Here is a 19,947-nt window from a genome sequence, read left to right as displayed (position 1 = left end):
TTTTATAACGATTGCATGTGATTATTGCGCCCTATAACTCAAAAATGTAATAAGAAGGGGTTTCTATGTCTGCAGCATCAGCAGCACCGCTCAAGGCGCGAGGAGCGCCGTTTCGGGTCATGCCGGGGTTTAAGCTGTCTTTGGGCTTCACGCTCTTTTACCTGGCCCTGATCGTTCTCATCCCGCTGTCGTCGGTGTTCCTGAAGACCTTCACCATGACGTGGGACGCCTTCTTCAGCGCCGTCACGTCCGAGCGCGTGATGGCGTCGTACCGTTTGACGTTTGGCGCCTCGCTGATCGCCGCCCTGTTGAACGTGGTGTTTGGCGGCATCCTGGCCTGGGTGCTGGTGCGCTATAAATTTCCCGGCAAGCGCATCATCGATGCGCTCGTCGACTTGCCGTTCGCCTTGCCGACGGCCGTGGCCGGCATCACCCTGACGGCCTTGTATTCGTCGAACGGCTGGTTCGGCCAGTTCATCGAAGGCGTGCTGGGCATCAAGGTGGCGTTCACGCCGCTGGGCGTGGTGGTGGCGCTGACCTTCATCGGCTTGCCTTTCGTCGTGCGTACCGTGCAACCGGTGCTGGAAGATGCGGAAAAGGAACTGGAAGAAGCGGCCGCCAGCCTGGGCGCCAATTCATTGCAAACGTTTATCCGCGTCATCTTCCCCACGATTTTGCCGTCCTTGCTGACGGGCTTTGCGCTGGCCTTCGCCCGCGCCACGGGCGAGTACGGTTCCGTGATCTTTATCGCCGGCAATATGCCGATGGTGTCGGAAATCACGCCGCTGTTCATTATTACCAAGCTGGAGCAATACGATTACGCAGGCGCCACGGCCATCGCCGTGGTGATGCTGGTGGTCTCCTTTTTGCTGTTGTTGACGATTAACCTGCTGCAAGCATGGACGCGCGGAAAGGCGAAGAAATCATGAGTACGAATACGACTGCCGCCGCTGGCGTGGACAAGGCGCTGCCGACGGCGCGCCGCTTCGAACCGAATGTCGGCCCCGTCGTGCTGGAGCCATTGTGGGTGCGCACGGTCCTGATCGCCGTCGCCCTGCTGTTCCTGACGGCTTTCCTCATCGTGCCCCTGGTGGCCGTGTTTGCGGAAGCGTTCAAGAAGGGCTGGGAAGCATACATCGCCGCCATTATCGACCCGGACGCGATTTCTGCGATTAAATTGACCTTGATCACGGCCGCCATCGCCGTGCCGCTGAACCTGGTATTCGGCGTGGCCGCGTCCTGGTGCATCGCCAAGTTCGAGTTCCGTGGCAAGAGCATCCTGCTGACCCTGATCGACTTGCCGTTTTCCGTCTCGCCCGTGATTTCCGGCCTGATCTACGTGCTGATGTTTGGCGCCCAAGGCTGGTTCGGCCCGTGGCTGCAGGCGCACGACATCAAGATTCTGTTTGCCGTGCCCGGCATCGTGCTGGCCACCATCTTCATCACCTTCCCGTTCGTGGCGCGGGAACTGATCCCGCTGATGCAGTCGCAGGGCAGTGAAGAGGAAGAGGCCGCCATCGTGCTGGGCGCGTCGGGCTGGAACACTTTCCGCCGGGTCACCTTGCCGAACATTAAGTGGGGTCTGCTGTATGGCGTGATCCTGTGTAATGCGCGCGCCATGGGCGAGTTCGGCGCCGTGTCCGTGGTCTCCGGCCATATCCGCGGCGAAACCAACACCATGCCGCTGCAAGTCGAAATTTTGTACAACGAATACAACTTTGCCGCCGCATTTGCCGTCGCCTCCCTGCTGGCCCTGCTGGCGCTGGTGACCCTGGCCTTGAAAGCTTTTATTGAGTGGCGTTTGAACGAGAGCGACGCCGACGATTCCGCCTTACGTTCTACGGAGCACTGATATGACCATCGCAGTTAAAAACATCCACAAGCGCTTCGGCGATTTCGTCGCCCTCGACAATATCTCGCTGGACTTTCCCGCCGGCGAACTGACGGCCCTGCTGGGCCCGTCCGGCTGCGGCAAGACCACCTTGCTGCGCATCATCGCCGGCCTCGAACATCCGGACAGCGGGCAAGTGCTGCTGGACGCGGAAGACGCGTCGAACCGCCACGTGCGCGAGCGGCAAGTGGGTTTCGTGTTCCAGCACTATGCACTGTTCAAGCACATGACCGTGTTTGAAAACGTGGCCTTTGGTTTACGCGTGAAGTCGCGCAGCGAGCGCCCGTCGGAAGACCAGATCCGCCGTAAAGTGAAAGATTTGCTGGAGCTGGTGCAGCTCGACTGGCTGGCCGACCGCTATCCGCCGCAACTGTCGGGCGGGCAACGCCAGCGCATCGCCCTGGCGCGCGCGTTGGCCGTCGAGCCGCGCGTGCTGCTGCTCGACGAGCCGTTCGGCGCTCTGGATGCCAAGGTGCGCAAGGAATTGCGCCGCTGGCTGCGCCGCCTGCATGACGACTTGCACGTGACCAGTATTTTCGTCACGCATGACCAGGAAGAAGCGCTGGAAGTGGCGGACCAGGTCGTGCTGATGAACAAGGGCACGGTCGAGCAACTCGGTTCCCCTGAACAAGTCTACAACCACCCGGCTTCGCCCTTCGTGTATGGATTCCTCGGCAACGTCAATCTGTTCCACGGCCGCGTGCATGACGGCGTGATGGCCACCGGCGACGCCAGCTTCGAAGTACCCGATTACGCGGGCGTGAGCGATAGCAAGGGCACGGCCTATGTGCGTCCGCACGATCTGGAAATCGACCGCTACACGCAGGGCGCGGAAGGGATCGTCGTCAAGCTGAGCCGCGCGCATGCGATCGGCCCGCTGGCCCAGCTGGACTTGCAGCGCGTCGATAACAGCGAACTGATCGAAGCGGTGATGTCGAACGAGCGTTTTACGCATCTGCAGCTGAAAGAGGGCGAGACCCTGGTCGTGCGCCCGAAACGCTTGCACGTGTTCGTTGAACCGACAAGAACCTGAGAGGCTGGAACACTATGAATTTTCAACAATTGCGCTCGATCCGCGAAGCGGCCCGCCGCGGCTATAACCTGACGGAAGTGGCCAACGCCCTGTTCACGTCGCAGCCGGGCGTGAGCCGGCAAATCCGCGAACTGGAAGATGAGCTGGGCGTGGTGATTTTCGAGCGCAACGGCAAGCGCTTGACGGGCTTGACGGAGCCGGGCAAGGGCATCCTGAAGATCGTCGACCGTCTCTTGATCGAGGCGGAAAACCTGCAGCAGGCCAGCCTCGAGTACAGCGGCCAGACCAGCGGGACGCTATCCGTGGCGGCCACGCACACGCAGGCGCGCTATGCGCTGCCGAAAGTGGTGCAGGGCTTCCGCGCCGCCTTTCCCGACGTGCGCATCGCGCTGCAGCAAAGCGCACCCGAACACATCGCGGAATGGGTGCTGTCGGGCAAGACCGATATCGGCATCGCCACGGAAGGCTTGAGCCAGTTCCCCGACCTCGTGTCGTTCCCGTGCTACCGCTGGAGCCATCTGATCGTCGTGCCGGACGGCCACCCACTGCTCGATCACTCGCCGATCCGCCTGGAAGACCTGGCGAAATATCCGTTGATTACCTACGACAAGGGTTTCACGGGCCGCGGCCATATCGACGACGCGTTCGCCAAGGCGGGCGTGACGACCGATATCATCCTCACCGCCATGGATTCGGACGTCATCAAGCAGTACGTGGCGCTGGGCCTGGGCGTGGGCATCGTGGCCTCGATGGCCTTCGATCATGGCCGCGACAAGGGTTTAAGGGCCGTGGAAGCGTCGCATCTGTTCGCCACCAACACGACGCGCCTGGCCGTGCGCCGCGGCGCCTACCTGCGCGCCTACGCCTACGAGTTCATCCTGCAACTGGCGCCGGACCTGACGCGTGAAGACATCGACCGCGCCATGGCGGGCGAGGAAGCGCTCTAGGCGATGGCCGCCCGCTGCGCGCGCGTCAGGCTGGCCACGGCGCGCGCGTAGCTATCGCGCACCAGTTCTGCCAGGTAATCTGCGGGGAAGCGCGCCACGTCGACGATGGTCACCCAGTGAAAGCGGCCCATGTAGCGGGCTGGTTTCACGCCGGGCATGTCCGTCAGCTCGATAAAACGCTCGGCGCTGACCCGCAGGCTGAAGCGCCACTGCTCGGGCGCGCTGGTCTTGAAATAGGCAAATTTCTTGCCGCTCACCTCAACCACGAGGATATTCGACGGCGGGCCGTACAGCACGGCTTGCGCGCCGGGCAGGGCCGCGCAAAAATCCTTCAATTCATCAGTTGTCATTCGTCCACCGCCACGAATTGTTGCGTGTTGTGGTCGAAGGCATAGGACGCGCCGGCAGGCGCATCCAGTAGCGCAATAAAACGGTCGTCCACGCTGAGCACGGCGCCCAGCGACACGAGGGCCACGTTGGCGCTGTCGTTCATGTAGGCGTCACTCTCGTCGTTGGCTGTGAAGCGCCAGCCGCTGTCGCTTTCGTTGTCCGGCTCCTCGCGGTACAGATAGCCGACGGGCGCGCCGTCTTCCAGCACTTTTTTCGTCACGAAGCACAGGCCCGCGTAGCGGTTGACGAGGTTGTCGTCATCGTCGTGCTGCGTATTGATGATGTGGCGCGCATCGAAGGCGATGGGGTCTTTGGCATGCAAATCGGCAATGTAGCCGGGCATGTTGTCGAGCTTGCCGGTGAAGTGCCCATGCGGTTCGACCGTATCGACCAGCACCCACATGCGCTCGGCGCCCGGCGCTTGCGGGTCGTCGCTGTGGAAGGCGAAGATCAGCTTGACCAACTCGCCCGGTCGCACCTGGGCAATGGCCTCGGGCGGCGATTTGTAGAAGGTGTAGGGGTGGCGCGCCGCCAGTTCGGCGGCGTCGGCCAGGTGCCAGCTGGGCATGGTGGTCCGTCATGGGAGTCGAAGGGCTCCCATGGTAGCTGATTGCCCGCCGGCCTGGCTACTCTCCATGCCAGTTCAGGCCGCCTTGCGGGCAAACAGCCTGGCCGCCACCAGCACGCCGGCCGCCCCCATGATCCACGCAGCGGTACTGCCGGAAAAACCGATCAGCGTATTGGCAGCGATCTTGCCCGCTTGCGGCTTGACCAGGGCCATGCGGCGCTGTGTCATCTGCGCGCCCAGCTCGCTCAAGCGCCTTGCTGTCAGCTGCGCTTCCGCTTCCGGCAGGAGCACGGTTTCCTCATCGGCCACATGGTGCAGCACGTCGCGCATCAGTTCCAGCAGCAAGGTGTCATGGCGCGTGGCGGCGGCATCCGTCGCGCGCAATTCGGCGATCAGGCGGCGCATTTCCTGATGCTCGGGCACGCTTTTTTGGCGTACCGCCGCGTCGCCATCGAGCAGGTGCATCTGCGGATAAAAAATTTCCTCTTCCAGGTTCGCATGGATTTCCAGCGCGCTGCAGATGGTTTCGGCCAGCGCTTTTTTGACGGCAGGTTTCTTGCTGGTGGTGTACTGATGGAAGGCCAGCAGCACGTGGCTATGGTCGAAACGGATCATGTCGGTGATGGAGGGACTCAATTTGCTTAAAGTCGGCATGGCGTGCTCCGTGATGGATGTCGGCAGGAGCAAGCATGATAGAGCGTGGTGTCGGGCCGTCCGGCACGAAGGATGGCGTTTGTCTGCGCTGGCGCAAGACGTCGTGCGATAACGCCGGCCGGGCTTGCCAGAACGACGTTTGCGCTGGTGTGAATTAACAACACTTCAGTCCAGCCCGCCAATCTCCCGGAACAGATCCACGAAGCATGACGCCGCGCAAAGCGGGCTGATGCAATCAATGCATGAGAGCGATTGAAATTTTCAATGACTGAAGATGTTTCTTTTATTGCATTTTGATTTCTTGAATGATATCTTTTGCCCAATCGCAAAGAAATATAACAAAAATATAACTGAAATTGTAATTTTTGAAATTGATCAATAGGGGAAATCATGAATATGACTAAACGTGCTGTGCTGGGTCTCTGCCTTGCTGTCTCGGCTTGCCTGGCGCCATTGGCCCAGGCTGCAAGCTGGGTGGAAGTCACCGATCCTGCCATGAGCGGCTTCCTGGTGGGCGGCAAGACCGTCACTTACGGCAGCGTGGCAGCGGACTCGGTCTGGGTCTATGACGGCGCCAACCCGTCCGGCGCGCAAAGTGCGGCCGCCATCAAGAGCTTGGTCAGCAGCAAGTTCGGCCTGCCATCGAGCGGCACCGGCTCGTTGGTCTTTGCCGCCCAGGGCGACCTGGCCAGCAACAAGTCCGGTTCGTTCACCGTCAACTCCAGCTTTGACTACCTGGCCGTGCATTATGGCCGTGGCGAACTGTTGTTCCACTGGGACACGCCGCTGGCCGCCAATACGGTTTTCAGCCTGGGCAACCTGCCGCGTGGCCTGAGCAATTTCCGCGCGTTCAATTCGGTCTCGGCCGTGCCTGAGCCAGCGACCTACGGCATGATGCTGCTGGGCTTGGGCCTGGTCGGTTTTGCCGCGCGCCGTCGCCGCGCCTGAGCCTGATGCGCCTGCGGGCGCAAGACGTGAAAAAGCCCGGAAACGCGATGCGTTCCGGGCTTTTTGCATGGCAGAGCGTTATTTACCAGCTATAGCCAGCCTTGGCGTAGTAGTAGCGGCCGTTGAAGCCGTTCGGCGCGAAGATGCTGTAGGGCTGGGTGCCGTTGACGTTCAGGTTGCCCGCGCTCGTCACTTGCGCCGGGTAGCGGTTCGTGACGTTGTCGATGCCGGCCACCAGGCGCCAGTTCTTGCCCAGTTTCACGGAGCCGGACACGTCCAGCACCCATTGCGGGTCATACGTCTGGTCCAGCTTGACGTCGTTTTGCGGCACGGTGAAGCTGCCGTAGCGCGTCACGACGCCGTGCGCATTCCAGATGCCGAAGCCGTAGTCGGCGGCCAGGCTGAACTTGTCCTTCGGCGACGCCACCGTGATGCGGTCGATGCTTTGGCGGTCGATCAGTTTCAGGTTGTTGGCCGTCAGGATGGCCGGATTGTCGGCGATTTTCTGTACCGTGCTCTTGTTGTGGTTGTACGCCACGGTGAGGTCGAGGCGGTCCTTGTCCTGCAGATCGATGCGGTAGGTGCTGACGATGTCCACGCCTTCCGTGCGCGTGTCGACGGCATTGGTGAAGTAGCGCGCCGCACCCACGGTCGAGCCTTGCGTTGCCAGCTGGGCCTTGAGCTTGTCGTTCAGCGCCAGGTTGGCCGAGAACAGGATGCGGTTGTCGATGTCGATGCGGTAGGCGTCCACCGTCGTCGTGAAGTTGCGGCTAGGCTGGAACTGCAGGCCCAGGCTGTAGTTGCGGGCTTTTTCCGGCTTCAGATCCTGTGCGCCGAGGGCGCGGGCCTGCGGCGTATTCACGGCGAAGGTGCCCGTCTCGATGGCCGTATTGTTGCCGTTGATGACCTGGAAGTTGGTCGTGGTGATGGTGTAGTACTGCTGTGCCAGCGATGGCGCGCGGAAGCCGCTCGACACGGTGCCGCGCAGGGACAGCGCGTCCGTGAACGCATAGCGGGCCGAGCCCTTGGCCGAGGTGGTGCTGCCGAAATCGCTGTAGCGTTCATGGCGCAGGGCCACGCCGCCCGACAGTTTCTTCGTCGCTTCCGCTTCCAGGTTGACATAGATCGATTCGTTGTGGCGCGAATGGCTGCCCGCGTTGACAGGGCGGAAGCCGGCAAAGCCTTGCGAGCCGCCACCCGTGTACGACGCTGCGTCGCCGGCGCCAATGCTGTACTTTTCATGGCGCGCTTCGGCGCCGACGGCGACCGTCAGCGGACCCGTAAAGTAAGACACGGGAAACTCGCGCGCCGCATCGAGGTTGAATACCGTCTGTTCGTTTTTCAGCGAGCCTGCATAGAAATGCGTGGGGCTGTTTGCGCCCAGCGACTGGTTGACCGTGTTGTCCAGGTCCAGTTCGAACTTGTTGCTGCCGTAGTTCAGGCTGGCATCCCAGCGCCAGCCGGCCGCTTCGCCGCGCAAGCCCGTGACGATGGACTGGTCTGTCAGGGTGCTGTTTTGCAGCGGCAAGAAGCCTTCCGGGAAGATCGGCGTGCGCTGCGAGTACGCCTTGGTGACGGAATCCTGGATCAGGGCCGTGCGCCAGGTGGCAGCGGCCGACGTGTCGCGCTTGCCGTAGTTGCCGAAGGCATACCAGTCGATATTGTCGTTGATGCGGTATTCGCTGTTGAGGAAAATCGTTGCCGGCTTGCTTTCCGGGTCGCCATAGCGCTGGTTGACCTTGCCATAGCGCGGTTCCAGCGGATTGCGGAAATCGGCGCCTGCGCGGTTGGTCGGGTCGCGTTCGGCCACTTCCGCCGAAATGCGTACCCAGCCGTCGTCGCCCAGGGCGAAGCCGGCCGAACCCTTGATCGATTTTTGCTTGCCGTCGCGTTCCTGCGTCTGGCCGTAACCGACTTCGACGTCGCCGCCGGCCGCGCCTTTTTTCAGGATGATGTTGATCACGCCGGCGATCGCATCGGAACCGTACTGGGCCGCCGCGCCATCGCGCAACACTTCCACGTGGTCGATGGCGGCCAGCGGGATGGCGTTCAGATCGACGGGCGCCGAGCCGCGGCCCAGCGAACCGTTGACGTTGACGACGGCCGACGTGTAGCGGCGCTTGCCGTTCACCAGTACCAGGGTCTGGTCGGGCGACAGGCCGCGTAATTGCGCCGGACGCACGGCGTCGCTGGCGTCGGCGCCCGTGGCGCGGGCAAAGTTCAGCGATGGCAGCAGGCGCGCCAGCACGGTGGCCAGTTCGCCTGAACCTGTGCTTTGCAAGTCGCGCGACGTAAGGATGTCGATCGGCGATTCGGAATCGATGGTGCGGCGGTTCTTGGCGAAGGTGCCGGTGACCACGACCGACTGCAATTCGCCTTCGGCCGGCAGTTCTTGCTGCGCTTGCGCCAGCATCGGCAGGCTGAAGCAGGCGAGCAGGCTGGCGGCGATAACGGTTTTGACGGGGAGGGCGGGAAGCTGGGAGCGGGCGGTGCTTGAACTCATCGACGATATCTCTTCGGTTGGTGGTTGCGCGGACCATGGCGGTCCGATGATGCAATCAGATTAACAGTGGGCACGCGGCGTGCTTACGAATCGTTCTGTCTATCGATATGCAATAAATATCTGAAAGACGTCAACATGGCGCGAGTAGCGCATATAGCCTCGTTTCCAGCATACGACCGGGCATGGCAAGGCTGCAATGCTGCACAGCAGTAAATTGCCAGCTGTTGTATAAATACGACTATCTGCGATGAGAGAGAGCGCCTGGTGGCGCATGCACCGCCATCCGTTCAAATACACGGTGATGAAAATGTATTTTAATATCTTGGCAAAAAAACGCCATTTTCTGATATTTCGTCAGCCTCCAAACCATTCGCATCTTTGGTTTTTTTCTGCGGATCATGGCCAACTTCAGTAATCCGGCAAGCCGTCACAAGAAGCAGGTGCAAGAAACTATTCTGAATCATTCCAAGTTGAGTCGAGGCTGATTGCTTGGGCATGTTCCTCTATCAAATCGACCAGCATGCGTGCAGGCGCGCTCAGGCTCGCTTGATAGCGGTATACCAGTCCGATATCCCGATGAAAAGTGTGTGCCCCCAGGTCGACGACACGCATGGCCGCCGGCCAGTGCCGATGGGCTGCTGTTTGTGGCAACAAGGCCACGCCCACGCGGTTGCCCACCAGCTTGACGATTGCGTCGAGTTCGTCGACTTCACACACTTCATGCACGGACACCTGCATTTTTCGCAAAAAACGGTCGACCTGGCGTCCGCCGAACGAGGCGCGGTCATAGCGCACGAACGGTTGCTGCGACAACAACTCCACCCAGTCATCACCAGGCACATCGCGTGGCACGATCAGACGGAACGGTTCGCGTGCCAGTGTGGTCCAGCGCAAGTCGCTCTGCAGGGCGAACGGTGGACGAATGATGACGGCCATGTCGATCTCGCCAGCGTCGACCATGTTCAGCAATTCCATCGACAAGCCTGGCAATACGCGCGTGCGGCAATCGGGCAGTTGCCGGTGCAGCGTCGCCAGTGTATCCGGTAAGAAGGAGCGCTGGACCGAGGCAATCGCGCCGATGGTGACTTTGGCTGCTGGTGCCCCGGCGCTGGCAGATCCCAGGTTGTCGTACAGACGCAGTAACTCTTGGGTCTGCTCCAGTATCTGATGTCCCATCTTGTTCAGACGAGAGGAACGCCCCGCGCGGTCAAACAGCGACAAGCCCAGTTCTGCCTGCAGGCGCTGCATCTGCGCACTGACCGCCGCTTGCGTGAGTCCGATCTTGTCGCCGGCGGCCGCAAACGTGCCTTCGCGCGCGACCGAGACCAAGGTCTTGAGTTCTCGTATCATTCATCAATCCTGTTTGTGTTTATGGAAAAAATATATTGATTATTTTTTTCATTTCAAGATTCTACAATACTTGAGCAACGTCATTGACTTCCCCGCACCGCGCTGGATCACGACGCCGACCACACACCAACAGGAGATTTTACGATGAGCCTTTCACCTTTCCACCTTGCCATTCCCGTCTATGACTTGCCGGCGGCGCGCCGCTTCTACAGCGATGTGTTTGGCCTGGAAGAGGGGCGATCCAGCACGCAATGGGTCGACTACAATTTTTTTGGACATCAACTGGTGATCCATGAACATCCGAAGACTGCCTCCCAGGAACATGTGCATTCCAACCCGGTCGATGGACATGACGTACCGGTGCCGCACTTCGGCGTCGTGCTCGCTTGGAGCGAATGGGAAGCGCTGGCCGAGCGTCTGAAAACTTTCGGCACCAGGTTCGTCATCGAACCGTACATCCGTTTCAAGGGCCAGGTCGGCGAGCAGGCCACCATGTTCCTGTTTGACCCATGCGGTAACGCCCTTGAGTTCAAGGCCTTCCAGAACATCGACCAGCTGTTCGCCAAGTAATACCGGAGCGGGCACGGGGCTGACCCGTGTCCAGTGCCATACAATAAAACGGGGACAGGCATGAAACGGATTTCTTTGGTTGTACAAATCGCCATCGGACTGGCGCTGGGCATACTGGTCGGCTGGTATTTCAACACGCATCCCTTGCACCAGGACTGGGTCGGCTCGCAAGTGCTCAAGCCCTTGGGCGATATCTTTATCAAGATGATGAAGATGGTGGTGGTGCCGCTGGTGTTTTGCTGCATGGTGCTGGGCATAGCAGGCGGCGACAACAAGTCGTTCGGCCGTATGGGCATGAAGTCGCTCGGCTATTTTTTCGGCATCACCAGCCTTGCCATCGTCGTAGGCCTGCTGCTGGCCAATCTGTTCCAGCCTGGCACGGGTACCGATATCTCCTCCATGGTCCATGGCAGCACGGCCATGAAGATGGAGCCGCCCAAAGGCGCGCTGGTAATCCTGCAAAATATCGTCCCGGACAATATTTTCGTGGCCCTGGCGGAAGGAAAATTGCTGTCCATCCTGTTCTTTGCCGTGCTGTTCGGCCTGTCCCTCAATTCGCTGCCGCAAGCCCGCAGCGCACCGGTGGTGGCAGTGCTGCAAGGCATACTCGACACCATGTTCAAGGTGGTGCGCATCGTGATGGCGTATGCGCCGATCGGTGTGTTCGGCATGATAGGCGCCACCGTCTGCAGCTTCGGCTTCGCCTCGCTGTTGCCGCTGTTGAAACTGATCGGCGTGGTGTACCTGGCGTTGCTGCTGTTCGCGCTGGTGGTGCTCGGCGGCATTTGCTACCTGATCGGAGAAAACATCTTCAAGTTGATACGCTATTTCCGGGATGAATTGCTGTTGGCCTTTTCCAGCGCCGCCTCTGCTGCCGTGATGCCGCAACTGATGGAAAAACTGGAAGCCTATGGCGTGCCACGGCGCATCGTCAGCTTCGTGGTGCCGGTCGGCTACGCCTTCAACCTGGACGGCGCGGCCATCTTCCTTGGCGTGGCGACCATCTTTATCGCGCAACTATATGGCATCGACCTGTCGGTGACACAGCAAGCCATGCTGGTGATCACAATGGTGCTGACGTCGAAAGGGGCAGCTGGGGTGCCGGGCTTTGCCATCATCATTTTGTCCGCCACGCTGGCATCGGCCGGACTGCCGCTGGAAGGCGTAGCCCTGATCGCCGGGATTTTCAGGATTATCGATAGCGGCACGACAACCCTCAACGTGCTCGGCAATGCTGTTGCGCCGCTGATTATCGCGCGCTGGGAAAAAGAGGCGTTGCTACCGCAACAGGCCTTGGCGGGAATGGCCCGCCCTTGAGGCGGAAAGGCTTGCGGTCGCTTGAGCGCTGCAAGCCGTACTGCCTCAGCTATGCTCCAACCCTGCCAGATACGACTGCAAGCTCTGATGCCCGCCAACGATCAACGCGTGTATCGCCGCCGTTTGCTGCTGCTGCGGATCAGGCTTGCGCAGGTCGAAGGTGGCCTTCCAGGCGATCAGCGTCGTCGCCTGGCCGCTCAGTGGCGTCAGGCGGATGGTCGCTACATAATTGTCCACCGGCAGTGGCGATTCTTCGAAGCGGTACGACAGAGCGCGCTCGCTGTCATCGACCGACAGCAGTTTTTCACGCAGGATGGCGCCGTTCTCCAGCGTCAGGTGGCGCACGCAGCCCACCATGCCGTCCGGCAACTCGCCTTCGATACGGCTGTGGGTGATGGCCGGATGCCAGGTGCTGATCTGGCCAAATTGCTTCAGCACGCTCCAGACAGCGTCCGCCCCATGCCCGACCAGGGCGCAATATTCAACTGTTGCCATGATTGACTCCTGTCCCGGGTGAATGTTCAGGCTGCGAACTGGTGATAGACCTTGGCGATGACTTTCCATCCTTCAGGCAACTTGATCAGGGTCAGGTAATCGTTGTAATCGGCGCCAATCGCGTCTTTCTCCATATCCACGCGCACCACGGCGGTGGTTGGCGTGATGGCCAGCACGTCGAGGCGTGTGGTGATGTCTGGCGCCTTGCCATTGGTCTTGACGAAATCGAACAGATTGCTGATCGGGCCGCCCAGCAGTTCGCCATTGGTAAAGCCGTACATCACGGCATCCTGGTGGAAAGCCTGTGCGACGCCTTCGCTACTGCCAGCGCGCAAGCCATCGACATAGCGTTGTGCCACGGCGATGACGGCATCGTATTGGCTGGTCGGTACTGCCTTGATATTGGTGTTCATGATGGTTCCTTGTCGGGCTATGGAAAAACGATTTCAGGGGGCAACGTGGGTGTGATAGATCTTGCTTACCACGGTCCACTTGCCGGCTACTTTCAGCAGGTTGAAGAAGTCGGTAAAGCAGAAGCCGGAAATATCATTGGTATCGATGCGGGCGCTGGCAGCCGAGCCGACGATGTCGACGCGGGCAATCACTGCCCGCGCCTCCGGCGACGGACGAAATGCCGTGTCGATGGTCTCGAACAGGCCGGCAATGGCGCCGCCTGTCAGCGTACCGTCCTCGGTGACGCCAAAGATAGTGGCCTGCTCGCTGAAAGCGGGCTTCATGATGCTGCTGTTGGCCTGTTTGCCACCTTCGTTGTACTGATTGAGCACGTCGACGATGGCGCTGTATTCCTGCACATAACTTGGTTGGGACATGGATTGCTCCTTGGCGATAAATGAATGGCCGGCACCTGCCATGGCAGCTGCCGGGTTTGATCTGTAGCAATCGCTACGGAATGCGTGTATTATATAGTGATTGCTACAGATTGTGTCAATCGATTCGATTCAGCCGTGCCTGCAAGATTGCCAGACACCCCATATCACCGAAGGCCAGCACGAGCGGGCCATTGCTATTAGCGACCTGAACTGGTCGAGACAAGGAAAACATGAAAGATCACGCCAGCCGTACCGATTTGTTTTCGCCCGTCAACATGGGCGCCATCGAACTTGCCAACCGTATCGTGATGGCGCCAGTCACGCGCAGCCGTTATAGCGAGGAGGGCATCCCCGAAGAAATGCATGCGCTGTACTATGCCCAGCGCGCCAGCGCCGGCCTGATCGTGGCTGAAGCGACCAATATCTCGCCGCAGGGACGCGGCTATGCCGCCACGCCCGGCATCTGGAGCGAGGCCCAGGTCGCAGGCTGGAAAAAGGTCACCGATGCCGTGCATGCGGCCGGCGGCAAGATCGTCAGCCAGTTGTGGCATGTGGGCCGTTTTTCAAACGTTGCCCTGCAACCTGAAGGCGCCTCTCCCGTGGCGCCTTCCGCCATCCAGGCCGAAGGCAACACCTACACCACCGAGGGTTTCGTGCCGGTATCGATGCCGCGCGCGCTGGAAACTGATGAAATTCCCGGCATTATCGAGCAGTACAGGATTGCCGCGCGCAACGCGAAACGTGCCGGTTTCGATGGCGTGGAAGTGCATTCGGCAAACAGCTATCTGCTCGACCAGTTCCTGCGCGATTCCACCAACCACCGCACTGACGCCTACGGCGGCTCGATTGAAAACCGTGCCCGCCTGACGCTCGAAGTGACGGCCGCAATCGTCGAGATATGGGGTAATGATCGCGTCGGCATCCGCCTGTCGCCGGTCACGCCGGACGCGGGCAACACGCCGCCGGACAGCAACGTCATGGCCACGTATGGCCATTTGATCGGCGAGCTGAACCGTTTCAACCTGGCGTATCTGCATTTCGTCGAAGGAGCGACCGCCACCTCGCGCGAGGTGCCGGAGGGTATCGACCTCGACGCCTTGAGCGCGCAATTCAATGGCCAGTTTATCGGTAACAACAACTACGACCTGGAGATGGCGGTACAGCGCCGCGCGGCAGGCAAGATCGACGCCGTTGCCTTCGGCCGCCTGTTCATTTCGAATCCGGACCTGGTGCGCCGGCTGCAGTCCGGCATTGAACTGGCGATCGCGCCGCACGAGTCCTACTACGGCGGCGGCGCCAAGGGTTACACCGACTGGCCAACGGCCGCCGGCTGATTCGCCGGCGATTCATAGTCACTTATCGCCCGGCGGTGCCGGGCAGTCAACCGAAAAGGAAACATCATGAGTCATCTGCACAACAAGATCGTCATCATTACCGGGGCATCGTCGGGCATCGGCGCCGCATCGGCGCGCGCGCTGGTGGAGAAAGGCGCGAAAGTCGTCCTGGCGGCGCGCGACCAGGAAGGCCTGGACGCCATCGTCGCTGAATTGAGCGCGGCAGGTGGACAAGCCCTCGGCATCGTGTGCGATGTCACCAGCCCAGCCGAGATGAAGTCCCTGGCGCAAGCGGCGCACGAACATTTCGGCGCGGTCGACATTCTCGTCAATAACGCCGGCCTGATGCTCTTTTCCAACTGGACCGACCTGGCGGTCGACGACTGGGAAAAGATGATCAACGTTAACATCAAAGGTTATCTGAACGCGATTGCCGCCGTGTTGCCATTCATGCTGGCGCAAAAGTCCGGCCAGATACTGAACATGGACTCGGTTGCCGGCCATCAGGTGGGGCCGGCGGCGGGCGTCTACAGTGCAACGAAATTTTTTGTCCAGGCGATGACGGAATCGATGCGCAAGGAGCTTGGTGTCCAGCACGGTATTCGCGTCAACACAGTCAGCCCGGGCGTGATCAACACGGGGTGGGCCGACAAGGTTACCGACCCGGCGGGCCGCAAGGCGGCGCAAGAACTCAACAAGATTGCGATTGCGCCTGAAGATATTGGCCGCGCGGTCGTCTACGCGCTGGACCAGCCGGCCAATGTGACCGTCAACGACCTGATCATCTCGCCGACCCGCCAGGACTGGTAAGCTGCCGTACTGCACTCCAGGCTGCCCGGACAACTGTTCTGGCGGCCTGTTTGCATTGCGGTTGCCCTGTGATGGCCGGTATACTCGGCAACGAGCAGTGTTTTAAGTAATAAATTTGAAGACAGGTGGTAATCCCGATGACCAGCACCGAAAATCTTCCATCGACTAGCCGAATCAAGGGCCGGCCGCGTGGCTTCGACCGTACCGAGGCTTTGGTGCGCGCGCTTGATGTATTTTGGCGTCGTGGATACGAACCTGCCTCGCTGGCCGAGTTGTGCTCGGCCATGGGCATCAACCCGCCCAGTTTGTATGCCGCCTTCGGCAACAAGGCCAAGCTGTTTCTCGAAGCCGTCGATTTCTATGAGCGTACCTACTGGGATGCACCTTGGGCGCGCATGGCCGACGAGCCGGACGTCCATCGCGCGATCGACCGTTTCTTCAAGGAGTCTGGCGAAATCTTGCTTTCGCCGCAAGTGCCCTGTGGCTGCCTGGTGGTGCTGGCTGCCATCAATGTGTCGGAGGAGTCGGTCGAGGTGTTCGATACCGTCAAGGCCTTGCGGCAAGAGGGCATCACGCACTTCAGCAAGCGGCTGAAAAAAGGTATCAAGGACGGCCAGCTGCCTGCCAAAACAGAGGTCAAATCGCTGGCGGCCGTGCTCAATACTTTATTGGAAGGCATGTCGATTCACGTACGCGATGGTGTGACGCCAGGCGAAATGAGCAAGCTTGCTGCGTACGCGGTCAGGCTTCTTCCAATAAACGCGCTTGCCTGAGCGCTACGCAGCCAGCGCTCAGGGCGCGACGTGGGTATGGAATATCTTGCTGACGATTATCCACTTGCCTTCGACCTTGAGCAGGTGGAAGAAGTCGCTGAACGAGAAGCCCGACACATCGTTGGAGTCGACGCGCGCACTGGCAGCGGTGCCGACGATATCGACTTTGACGATCACGCTTTGAGCTTCAGGTGATGGGCGAAATGGCGGGTTGTCGATAGCATTAAACAGTTCCTGGATCGAGCCGCCAGTCAGCTTGCCCTTGGCATCGACGCTGAAGATGGTGGCTTTTTCGCTGAACGCTGGTTTCATGACCGTGCTGCTAGCCTGTTTGCAGCCGTCTATGTATTTGTTCAGTACCTCGACGATGGCTTGGTAGTCTTGCACATAGGTAGGTGTGTTGATGGCCTTGCTACTGGCAATTTGCTGGCCGCCGGGCAGGTCTGCTGCTTGAGCAGTGGCGCCAAAGCCAGAAATGATTGCGGCGAACAGCAAAGTCTTGGAGAGGTTTTTTTTCATTGAGTCACTCATGATAATAATTGCAAGTACTGATGAAGGCAGCAGCTCTGGCGACAGGCCGGAACTGCCATGCATGCTTATCGCGGAACAGATAACGTATCCCCGCAGTTGAAGGTGCTAAGGTGCGACGTGCGTGTGGAAGATTTTGCTCACGATCGTCCACTTGCCTTCGACTTTCAGCAAGTGGAAGAAGTCGGTGAAGCAGAAGCCCGATACATCGTTCGTGTCGATGCGCGCACTGGCGGCGGTGCCGACGATATCGACGCTGACGATTGCCCCTTGCGCCTCAGGCGATGGCTGGAAAACGGTATCGATGCCGTCGAACAGCGTTTGAATACCACCGCCAGCGAGCTTGCCTTCAGCGTCACTGCTGAACATGGTTGCCTGCGCGTTGAATGCCGGTTTCATGATGCTGCTATCGGCTTGCTTGCAGCCTTCGTTGTACTTGTTCAGTACGTCGACGATGGCTTGGTAGTCTTGCACATAGGTCGGTTTGCTCATGTTGTTGCTCCTGGTTGGTCACGCTGAAAAGCCGGCCGTCCTGGCCGGCAGGGGTTTAATCCTGATGGGCAGCCGCAGCCGTCGCCGGGGTCCATGGACCCAGTTGGTCCAATTTGCTGGCGCGGTGATCGAGCCACCAGCCGGCCTGGACATTCCAGTCTGCATAGGCTGCGTCCTGGCTGGCCCCTGCCTGCTGTGCATGCAGGGGAAAGTGTGGATCGCGCAGCGCCGCATGGCCCAGCGCGACCAGGTCGGCCTGGCCGGAGGCGATGATGCTTTCTGCCTGCACCGGATCGACTATGATGCCGACGGCCATGGTGCCAATATTGGCTTCGCGGCGGATTTGCGCGGCGAACGGCACCTGGAAGCCATAACCGTTCGGATATTCGTAGACGCCGAAACCACCGGACGAGCAGTCGATGATGTCGACACCGACCGTCTTCAGGGCTTCGGCCAGGGCGACGCTGTCATCGATAGTCCAGCCAGTGCTACTGCCGTCGACCGCCGACAGGCGCACGAACAGCGGCTTGTCCTGCGGCCAGATGGCGCGCACTTCGCGGGCGATTTCCATCGCCAGGCGGATGCGGTTCTCGAAGCTGCCGCCATATTCATCCGTGCGGTCATTGGTCAGCGGCGACAGGAAAGCGTTGAGCAGGAAGCCATGCGCATAGTGCAGCTCAAGTACTTCAAAGCCCGCCTCCAGCGCGCGGCGGGCCGCAGCAGCAAAGTCGGTGCGGACCTTGGCGATGCCACCAGCATCGAGGGCTGTGGGCAGCAGCCAGCCATCGGCCACCGGACGCGCGCTGGGCGACACCACTTCCCAAGGTGTCTCACCGCGTGCAGCGTCCATGTCGTTCAAAGGGCCGTTGCCTTCAAAGGCGCGCTGGATGCTCGCTTTTGGTCCCGCATGGCCGATCTGGATGCCAGGCGTGGCGCCGTAGGCCTTTGCAAAGGCAGCGATGCGCGCCAAGCCGGGAATGTGTGCGTCATCCCACAGGCCCAGGTCGCCATGTGTGATGCGTCCTTCGGGCGAGATGGCGGTCGCTTCGACCATCATCAGGCCGAAGCCGCCCAAGGCGAAACGGCCGTAGTGGACAGCGTGGTAGTCGCTTGTGTAGCCGTTTTTTGCCGTGTACTGGCACATCGGGCTCAGGGCATAGCGGTTGCGCAGGGTGACGCCACGCAATGTCAGGGGTTCGAAGCTTTTGCTCATGGATTTTTCTTGAGAATGTCTGCCGCAAGCAGACTGATTTGTTTATATGATCAGTATGCAGACCGACGATAGTGACGTAAATAGTCGCAGAATGAGATATGGTATGAACAGAAAAGTCATAATTGAGTCTTCTCGTGCGCAAGGCGCGCGATAAAAGTCGCGGCCTAGACGTCCAGTTCTACCTTGAGGTTAATTATCCAGGTTGGTCTTGAGCTCTTGCGATGCCTGAGCTATTGCGCTGCGGATCACCGGAACATGACTATTCACATTCAATAGACCGAAATCGTGAATCAGGCCGTTGTAGCGCACCGACTTTACCTTCACACCCGCAGCGTCGAGCTTGCGGCCATAAGCTTCTGCTTCATCGCGCAAGACATCGAATTCGGCGGTCTGGATCAGCGTCGGCGGCAACCCCTTGAGTTGTGCAGTCGTCGCCTGCAGCGGCGAAGCGTAGATCTGCTTGCGTGCCTTGGCATCCGTCGTGTAATTGTCCCAGAACCATGCCATCAGGTCTTTTGTCAGGAAGTAGCCGTTGGCAAACTGTTTATACGACGGCGTGTCGAAGTTCGCATCCGTCACAGGACACAGCAAAACTTGCGAACGCAGTGCAGGTGTCCCCTTTTCATTGGCCATCAAGGCAACCACGGCGGCAATGTTGCCACCCGCGCTATTGCCTGCGACGGCGAGACGCTTGCCGTCGACGTTGATCTGTTTGCCATGTTCGGCCACCCATTTGGTCGCGTCATAAGCTTGCTCGATGGCGACGCCGTATTTCGCCTCCGGCGACAGGCTGTAGTTAACGAAAATCGCCACCGCGCCCGAGCCGATCACAAGGTCACGCACCAGCCGCTCGTGGCTCGGGAAATCGCCAAGCACCCAGCCGCCGCCATGGAAGTACATGAACGCGGGCAGGATCTTTTGTTTGCTGCCTGCCGGGCGCACGATGGTCAGCTTCAGGTCGCTGCCATTGACATGGATTGTTTTCTCGCTGACATCAGCCGCCGGCAACTCGACATTGGCGCCAGCTTGCGCGCTCGCCAGCGCGGCGCGGGCATCGACAGGCGCCATGGTCTCTAGCGGTGTGCTGCCTTCAAGGGCTTGCAAGAATTTTGCCGTGTTCTGTTCGACGCCGGGCAGGCTGGCTGCAAAAACATCGCCTTGAGACAAGGCCACGATGGAAAAGGCGAGAGCGGAGCGGAGGGTTTTCATGATGATGCCTTTTCTTGAAAGATGGCCGGCTGGCCGAATTGATGTGTTTGATACGATCAGTATGCGGATCAGCGATAATGAAGTAAATAATC

Annotated in this window: 22 protein-coding genes; 10 read left to right on the top strand and 12 right to left on the bottom strand. The window is 59.9% G+C overall.

The annotated features are described in order from the left end of the window. Positions 1–119: 119 nt before the first annotated feature. From cysT to GYK42_RS20015, 4 genes are read left to right on the top strand one after another with little or no spacing between them, the layout of a single operon-like run. A complete protein-coding gene (gene cysT / locus GYK42_RS20030; protein ID WP_070224513.1) occupies positions 120–929 on the top strand; it encodes a sulfate ABC transporter permease subunit CysT in 810 nt (269 codons plus the stop codon). Next, on the top strand, positions 926–1,852 hold the full coding sequence (gene cysW / locus GYK42_RS20025) for a sulfate ABC transporter permease subunit CysW (RefSeq protein WP_232731184.1): 927 nt from the start codon (positions 926–928) through the stop codon (positions 1,850–1,852). Before cysT ends, cysW begins: the two co-directional genes overlap by 4 nt. A 1-nt stretch (position 1,853) precedes the next feature. Beyond that, the gene (locus GYK42_RS20020; protein ID WP_034747519.1) at positions 1,854–2,924 is read left to right on the top strand and encodes a sulfate/molybdate ABC transporter ATP-binding protein; all 1,071 of its coding nucleotides are present in this window, start codon (positions 1,854–1,856) and stop codon (positions 2,922–2,924) included. Between the two features lie 14 nt (positions 2,925–2,938). Further along, positions 2,939–3,871: a CysB family HTH-type transcriptional regulator gene (locus GYK42_RS20015; protein WP_034747522.1), complete on the top strand. Its 933-nt coding sequence runs from the start codon at positions 2,939–2,941 to the stop codon at positions 3,869–3,871. On the opposite strand, the gene GYK42_RS20010 is transcribed toward GYK42_RS20015, so the two are convergent. The 3 genes from GYK42_RS20010 to GYK42_RS20000 all read right to left on the bottom strand — a co-directional run bounded on the left by GYK42_RS20010 (position 3,868) and on the right by GYK42_RS20000 (position 5,483). Then, positions 3,868–4,221 (bottom strand): MmcQ/YjbR family DNA-binding protein, encoded by a 354-nt coding sequence (locus GYK42_RS20010; RefSeq protein ID WP_166448915.1) that lies wholly within the window; start codon positions 4,219–4,221, stop codon positions 3,868–3,870. The two genes, GYK42_RS20015 and GYK42_RS20010, sit on opposite strands and share 4 nt — an antisense overlap. Next, on the bottom strand, positions 4,218–4,829 hold the full coding sequence (locus tag GYK42_RS29345) for an immunity protein Imm33 domain-containing protein (protein ID WP_166448914.1): 612 nt from the start codon (positions 4,827–4,829) through the stop codon (positions 4,218–4,220). The genes GYK42_RS20010 and GYK42_RS29345 overlap by 4 nt, the downstream gene beginning before the upstream one ends. 75 nt (positions 4,830–4,904) lie before the next feature. Next, positions 4,905–5,483 carry a hemerythrin domain-containing protein gene (locus GYK42_RS20000; RefSeq protein WP_166448913.1) on the bottom strand — a complete coding sequence of 193 codons (579 nt, stop codon included), beginning with the start codon at positions 5,481–5,483 and terminating at the stop codon, positions 4,905–4,907. A gap of 390 nt (positions 5,484–5,873) precedes the next feature. Here GYK42_RS20000 and GYK42_RS29340 point away from each other — a divergent pair, with 390 nt between their 5' ends. Further along, positions 5,874–6,431, top strand: coding sequence for an FxDxF family PEP-CTERM protein (locus GYK42_RS29340; protein ID WP_082127910.1), 558 nt, complete (start codon positions 5,874–5,876; stop codon positions 6,429–6,431). Positions 6,432–6,513: 82 nt separating this feature from the next. Here the strand turns inward: GYK42_RS29340 and GYK42_RS19990 are convergent, their stop codons facing one another. Continuing rightward, positions 6,514–8,934: a TonB-dependent receptor plug domain-containing protein gene (locus GYK42_RS19990; protein WP_166448912.1), complete on the bottom strand. Its 2,421-nt coding sequence runs from the start codon at positions 8,932–8,934 to the stop codon at positions 6,514–6,516. A gap of 450 nt (positions 8,935–9,384) precedes the next feature. Beyond that, positions 9,385–10,284: a LysR family transcriptional regulator gene (locus tag GYK42_RS19985; protein ID WP_166448911.1), complete on the bottom strand. Its 900-nt coding sequence runs from the start codon at positions 10,282–10,284 to the stop codon at positions 9,385–9,387. 144 nt (positions 10,285–10,428) lie between these two features. Between GYK42_RS19985 and GYK42_RS19980 the strand changes: the two genes are divergently transcribed. Next, entirely contained in the window at positions 10,429–10,854 is a 426-nt protein-coding gene (locus GYK42_RS19980) for a VOC family protein (protein ID WP_166448910.1), read from the top strand. Between the two features lie 60 nt (positions 10,855–10,914). Further along, on the top strand, positions 10,915–12,171 hold the full coding sequence (locus GYK42_RS19975; RefSeq protein ID WP_166448909.1) for a cation:dicarboxylate symporter family transporter: 1,257 nt from the start codon (positions 10,915–10,917) through the stop codon (positions 12,169–12,171). Positions 12,172–12,216: 45 nt separating this feature from the next. On the opposite strand, the gene GYK42_RS19970 is transcribed toward GYK42_RS19975, so the two are convergent. The 3 genes from GYK42_RS19970 to GYK42_RS19960 are packed head-to-tail and all read right to left on the bottom strand — an operon-like array spanning position 12,217 to position 13,496. Further along, the gene (locus GYK42_RS19970; RefSeq protein WP_166448908.1) at positions 12,217–12,666 is read right to left on the bottom strand and encodes an SRPBCC family protein; all 450 of its coding nucleotides are present in this window, start codon (positions 12,664–12,666) and stop codon (positions 12,217–12,219) included. Positions 12,667–12,692: 26 nt separating this feature from the next. Continuing rightward, positions 12,693–13,079, bottom strand: a complete 387-nt coding sequence (locus GYK42_RS19965) for a nuclear transport factor 2 family protein (RefSeq protein ID WP_166448907.1) — start codon at positions 13,077–13,079, stop codon at positions 12,693–12,695. Positions 13,080–13,112: 33 nt separating this feature from the next. Next, positions 13,113–13,496: a nuclear transport factor 2 family protein gene (locus GYK42_RS19960; RefSeq protein WP_166448906.1), complete on the bottom strand. Its 384-nt coding sequence runs from the start codon at positions 13,494–13,496 to the stop codon at positions 13,113–13,115. Between the two features lie 230 nt (positions 13,497–13,726). Between GYK42_RS19960 and GYK42_RS19955 the strand changes: the two genes are divergently transcribed. The 3 genes from GYK42_RS19955 to GYK42_RS19945 all read left to right on the top strand — a co-directional run bounded on the left by GYK42_RS19955 (position 13,727) and on the right by GYK42_RS19945 (position 16,413). After that, complete coding sequence (locus GYK42_RS19955; RefSeq protein ID WP_166448905.1) at positions 13,727–14,830, top strand: alkene reductase; 1,104 nt, start codon at positions 13,727–13,729, stop codon at positions 14,828–14,830. Between the two features lie 66 nt (positions 14,831–14,896). Beyond that, the gene (locus GYK42_RS19950) at positions 14,897–15,640 is read left to right on the top strand and encodes an SDR family oxidoreductase (protein WP_166448904.1); all 744 of its coding nucleotides are present in this window, start codon (positions 14,897–14,899) and stop codon (positions 15,638–15,640) included. Between the two features lie 137 nt (positions 15,641–15,777). Then, entirely contained in the window at positions 15,778–16,413 is a 636-nt protein-coding gene (locus GYK42_RS19945; protein WP_166448903.1) for a TetR/AcrR family transcriptional regulator, read from the top strand. A gap of 18 nt (positions 16,414–16,431) precedes the next feature. Here GYK42_RS19945 and GYK42_RS19940 read toward each other — a convergent pair whose 3' ends face one another. The 4 genes from GYK42_RS19940 to GYK42_RS19925 form a co-directional block, all read right to left on the bottom strand. After that, complete coding sequence (locus GYK42_RS19940; RefSeq protein WP_240943675.1) at positions 16,432–17,007, bottom strand: nuclear transport factor 2 family protein; 576 nt, start codon at positions 17,005–17,007, stop codon at positions 16,432–16,434. A 42-nt stretch (positions 17,008–17,049) separates the two neighbouring features. Beyond that, complete coding sequence (locus tag GYK42_RS19935; RefSeq protein WP_166448902.1) at positions 17,050–17,433, bottom strand: nuclear transport factor 2 family protein; 384 nt, start codon at positions 17,431–17,433, stop codon at positions 17,050–17,052. A 55-nt stretch (positions 17,434–17,488) separates the two neighbouring features. Then, positions 17,489–18,646: an NADH:flavin oxidoreductase/NADH oxidase gene (locus tag GYK42_RS19930; protein WP_166448901.1), complete on the bottom strand. Its 1,158-nt coding sequence runs from the start codon at positions 18,644–18,646 to the stop codon at positions 17,489–17,491. Positions 18,647–18,835: 189 nt separating this feature from the next. Next, positions 18,836–19,855: an alpha/beta hydrolase gene (locus GYK42_RS19925; RefSeq protein WP_166448900.1), complete on the bottom strand. Its 1,020-nt coding sequence runs from the start codon at positions 19,853–19,855 to the stop codon at positions 18,836–18,838. Positions 19,856–19,947 lie beyond the last annotated feature (92 nt).

The sequence above is a fragment of the Janthinobacterium lividum genome (genome assembly GCF_011601275.1).
In the GTDB taxonomy this organism is placed as follows: Bacteria; Pseudomonadota; Gammaproteobacteria; order Burkholderiales; family Burkholderiaceae_D; genus Janthinobacterium; species Janthinobacterium lividum_E.
The sequence above is the reverse complement of the archived record's forward strand: the minus strand, read 5'-3'. Positions and strand labels throughout refer to the sequence as shown.

What these genes read in the sequence shown, in the direction of transcription:
- cysT (WP_070224513.1), top strand. Translation starts at nt 120, where the DNA reads ATGCCGGGGTTTAAGCTGTCTTTGGGCTTCACGCTCTTTTACCTGGCC.
- cysW (WP_232731184.1), top strand. Translation starts at nt 926, where the DNA reads ATGAGTACGAATACGACTGCCGCCGCTGGCGTGGACAAGGCGCTGCCG.
- GYK42_RS20020 (WP_034747519.1), top strand. Translation starts at nt 1,854, where the DNA reads ATGACCATCGCAGTTAAAAACATCCACAAGCGCTTCGGCGATTTCGTC.
- GYK42_RS20015 (WP_034747522.1), top strand. Translation starts at nt 2,939, where the DNA reads ATGAATTTTCAACAATTGCGCTCGATCCGCGAAGCGGCCCGCCGCGGC.
- GYK42_RS20010 (WP_166448915.1), bottom strand. Translation starts at nt 4,221, where the DNA reads ATGACAACTGATGAATTGAAGGATTTTTGCGCGGCCCTGCCCGGCGCG.
- GYK42_RS29345 (WP_166448914.1), bottom strand. Translation starts at nt 4,829, where the DNA reads ATGCCCAGCTGGCACCTGGCCGACGCCGCCGAACTGGCGGCGCGCCAC.
- GYK42_RS20000 (WP_166448913.1), bottom strand. Translation starts at nt 5,483, where the DNA reads ATGCCGACTTTAAGCAAATTGAGTCCCTCCATCACCGACATGATCCGT.
- GYK42_RS29340 (WP_082127910.1), top strand. Translation starts at nt 5,874, where the DNA reads ATGAATATGACTAAACGTGCTGTGCTGGGTCTCTGCCTTGCTGTCTCG.
- GYK42_RS19990 (WP_166448912.1), bottom strand. Translation starts at nt 8,934, where the DNA reads ATGAGTTCAAGCACCGCCCGCTCCCAGCTTCCCGCCCTCCCCGTCAAA.
- GYK42_RS19985 (WP_166448911.1), bottom strand. Translation starts at nt 10,284, where the DNA reads ATGATACGAGAACTCAAGACCTTGGTCTCGGTCGCGCGCGAAGGCACG.
- GYK42_RS19980 (WP_166448910.1), top strand. Translation starts at nt 10,429, where the DNA reads ATGAGCCTTTCACCTTTCCACCTTGCCATTCCCGTCTATGACTTGCCG.
- GYK42_RS19975 (WP_166448909.1), top strand. Translation starts at nt 10,915, where the DNA reads ATGAAACGGATTTCTTTGGTTGTACAAATCGCCATCGGACTGGCGCTG.
- GYK42_RS19970 (WP_166448908.1), bottom strand. Translation starts at nt 12,666, where the DNA reads ATGGCAACAGTTGAATATTGCGCCCTGGTCGGGCATGGGGCGGACGCT.
- GYK42_RS19965 (WP_166448907.1), bottom strand. Translation starts at nt 13,079, where the DNA reads ATGAACACCAATATCAAGGCAGTACCGACCAGCCAATACGATGCCGTC.
- GYK42_RS19960 (WP_166448906.1), bottom strand. Translation starts at nt 13,496, where the DNA reads ATGTCCCAACCAAGTTATGTGCAGGAATACAGCGCCATCGTCGACGTG.
- GYK42_RS19955 (WP_166448905.1), top strand. Translation starts at nt 13,727, where the DNA reads ATGAAAGATCACGCCAGCCGTACCGATTTGTTTTCGCCCGTCAACATG.
- GYK42_RS19950 (WP_166448904.1), top strand. Translation starts at nt 14,897, where the DNA reads ATGAGTCATCTGCACAACAAGATCGTCATCATTACCGGGGCATCGTCG.
- GYK42_RS19945 (WP_166448903.1), top strand. Translation starts at nt 15,778, where the DNA reads ATGACCAGCACCGAAAATCTTCCATCGACTAGCCGAATCAAGGGCCGG.
- GYK42_RS19940 (WP_240943675.1), bottom strand. Translation starts at nt 17,007, where the DNA reads ATGCATGGCAGTTCCGGCCTGTCGCCAGAGCTGCTGCCTTCATCAGTA.
- GYK42_RS19935 (WP_166448902.1), bottom strand. Translation starts at nt 17,433, where the DNA reads ATGAGCAAACCGACCTATGTGCAAGACTACCAAGCCATCGTCGACGTA.
- GYK42_RS19930 (WP_166448901.1), bottom strand. Translation starts at nt 18,646, where the DNA reads ATGAGCAAAAGCTTCGAACCCCTGACATTGCGTGGCGTCACCCTGCGC.
- GYK42_RS19925 (WP_166448900.1), bottom strand. Translation starts at nt 19,855, where the DNA reads ATGAAAACCCTCCGCTCCGCTCTCGCCTTTTCCATCGTGGCCTTGTCT.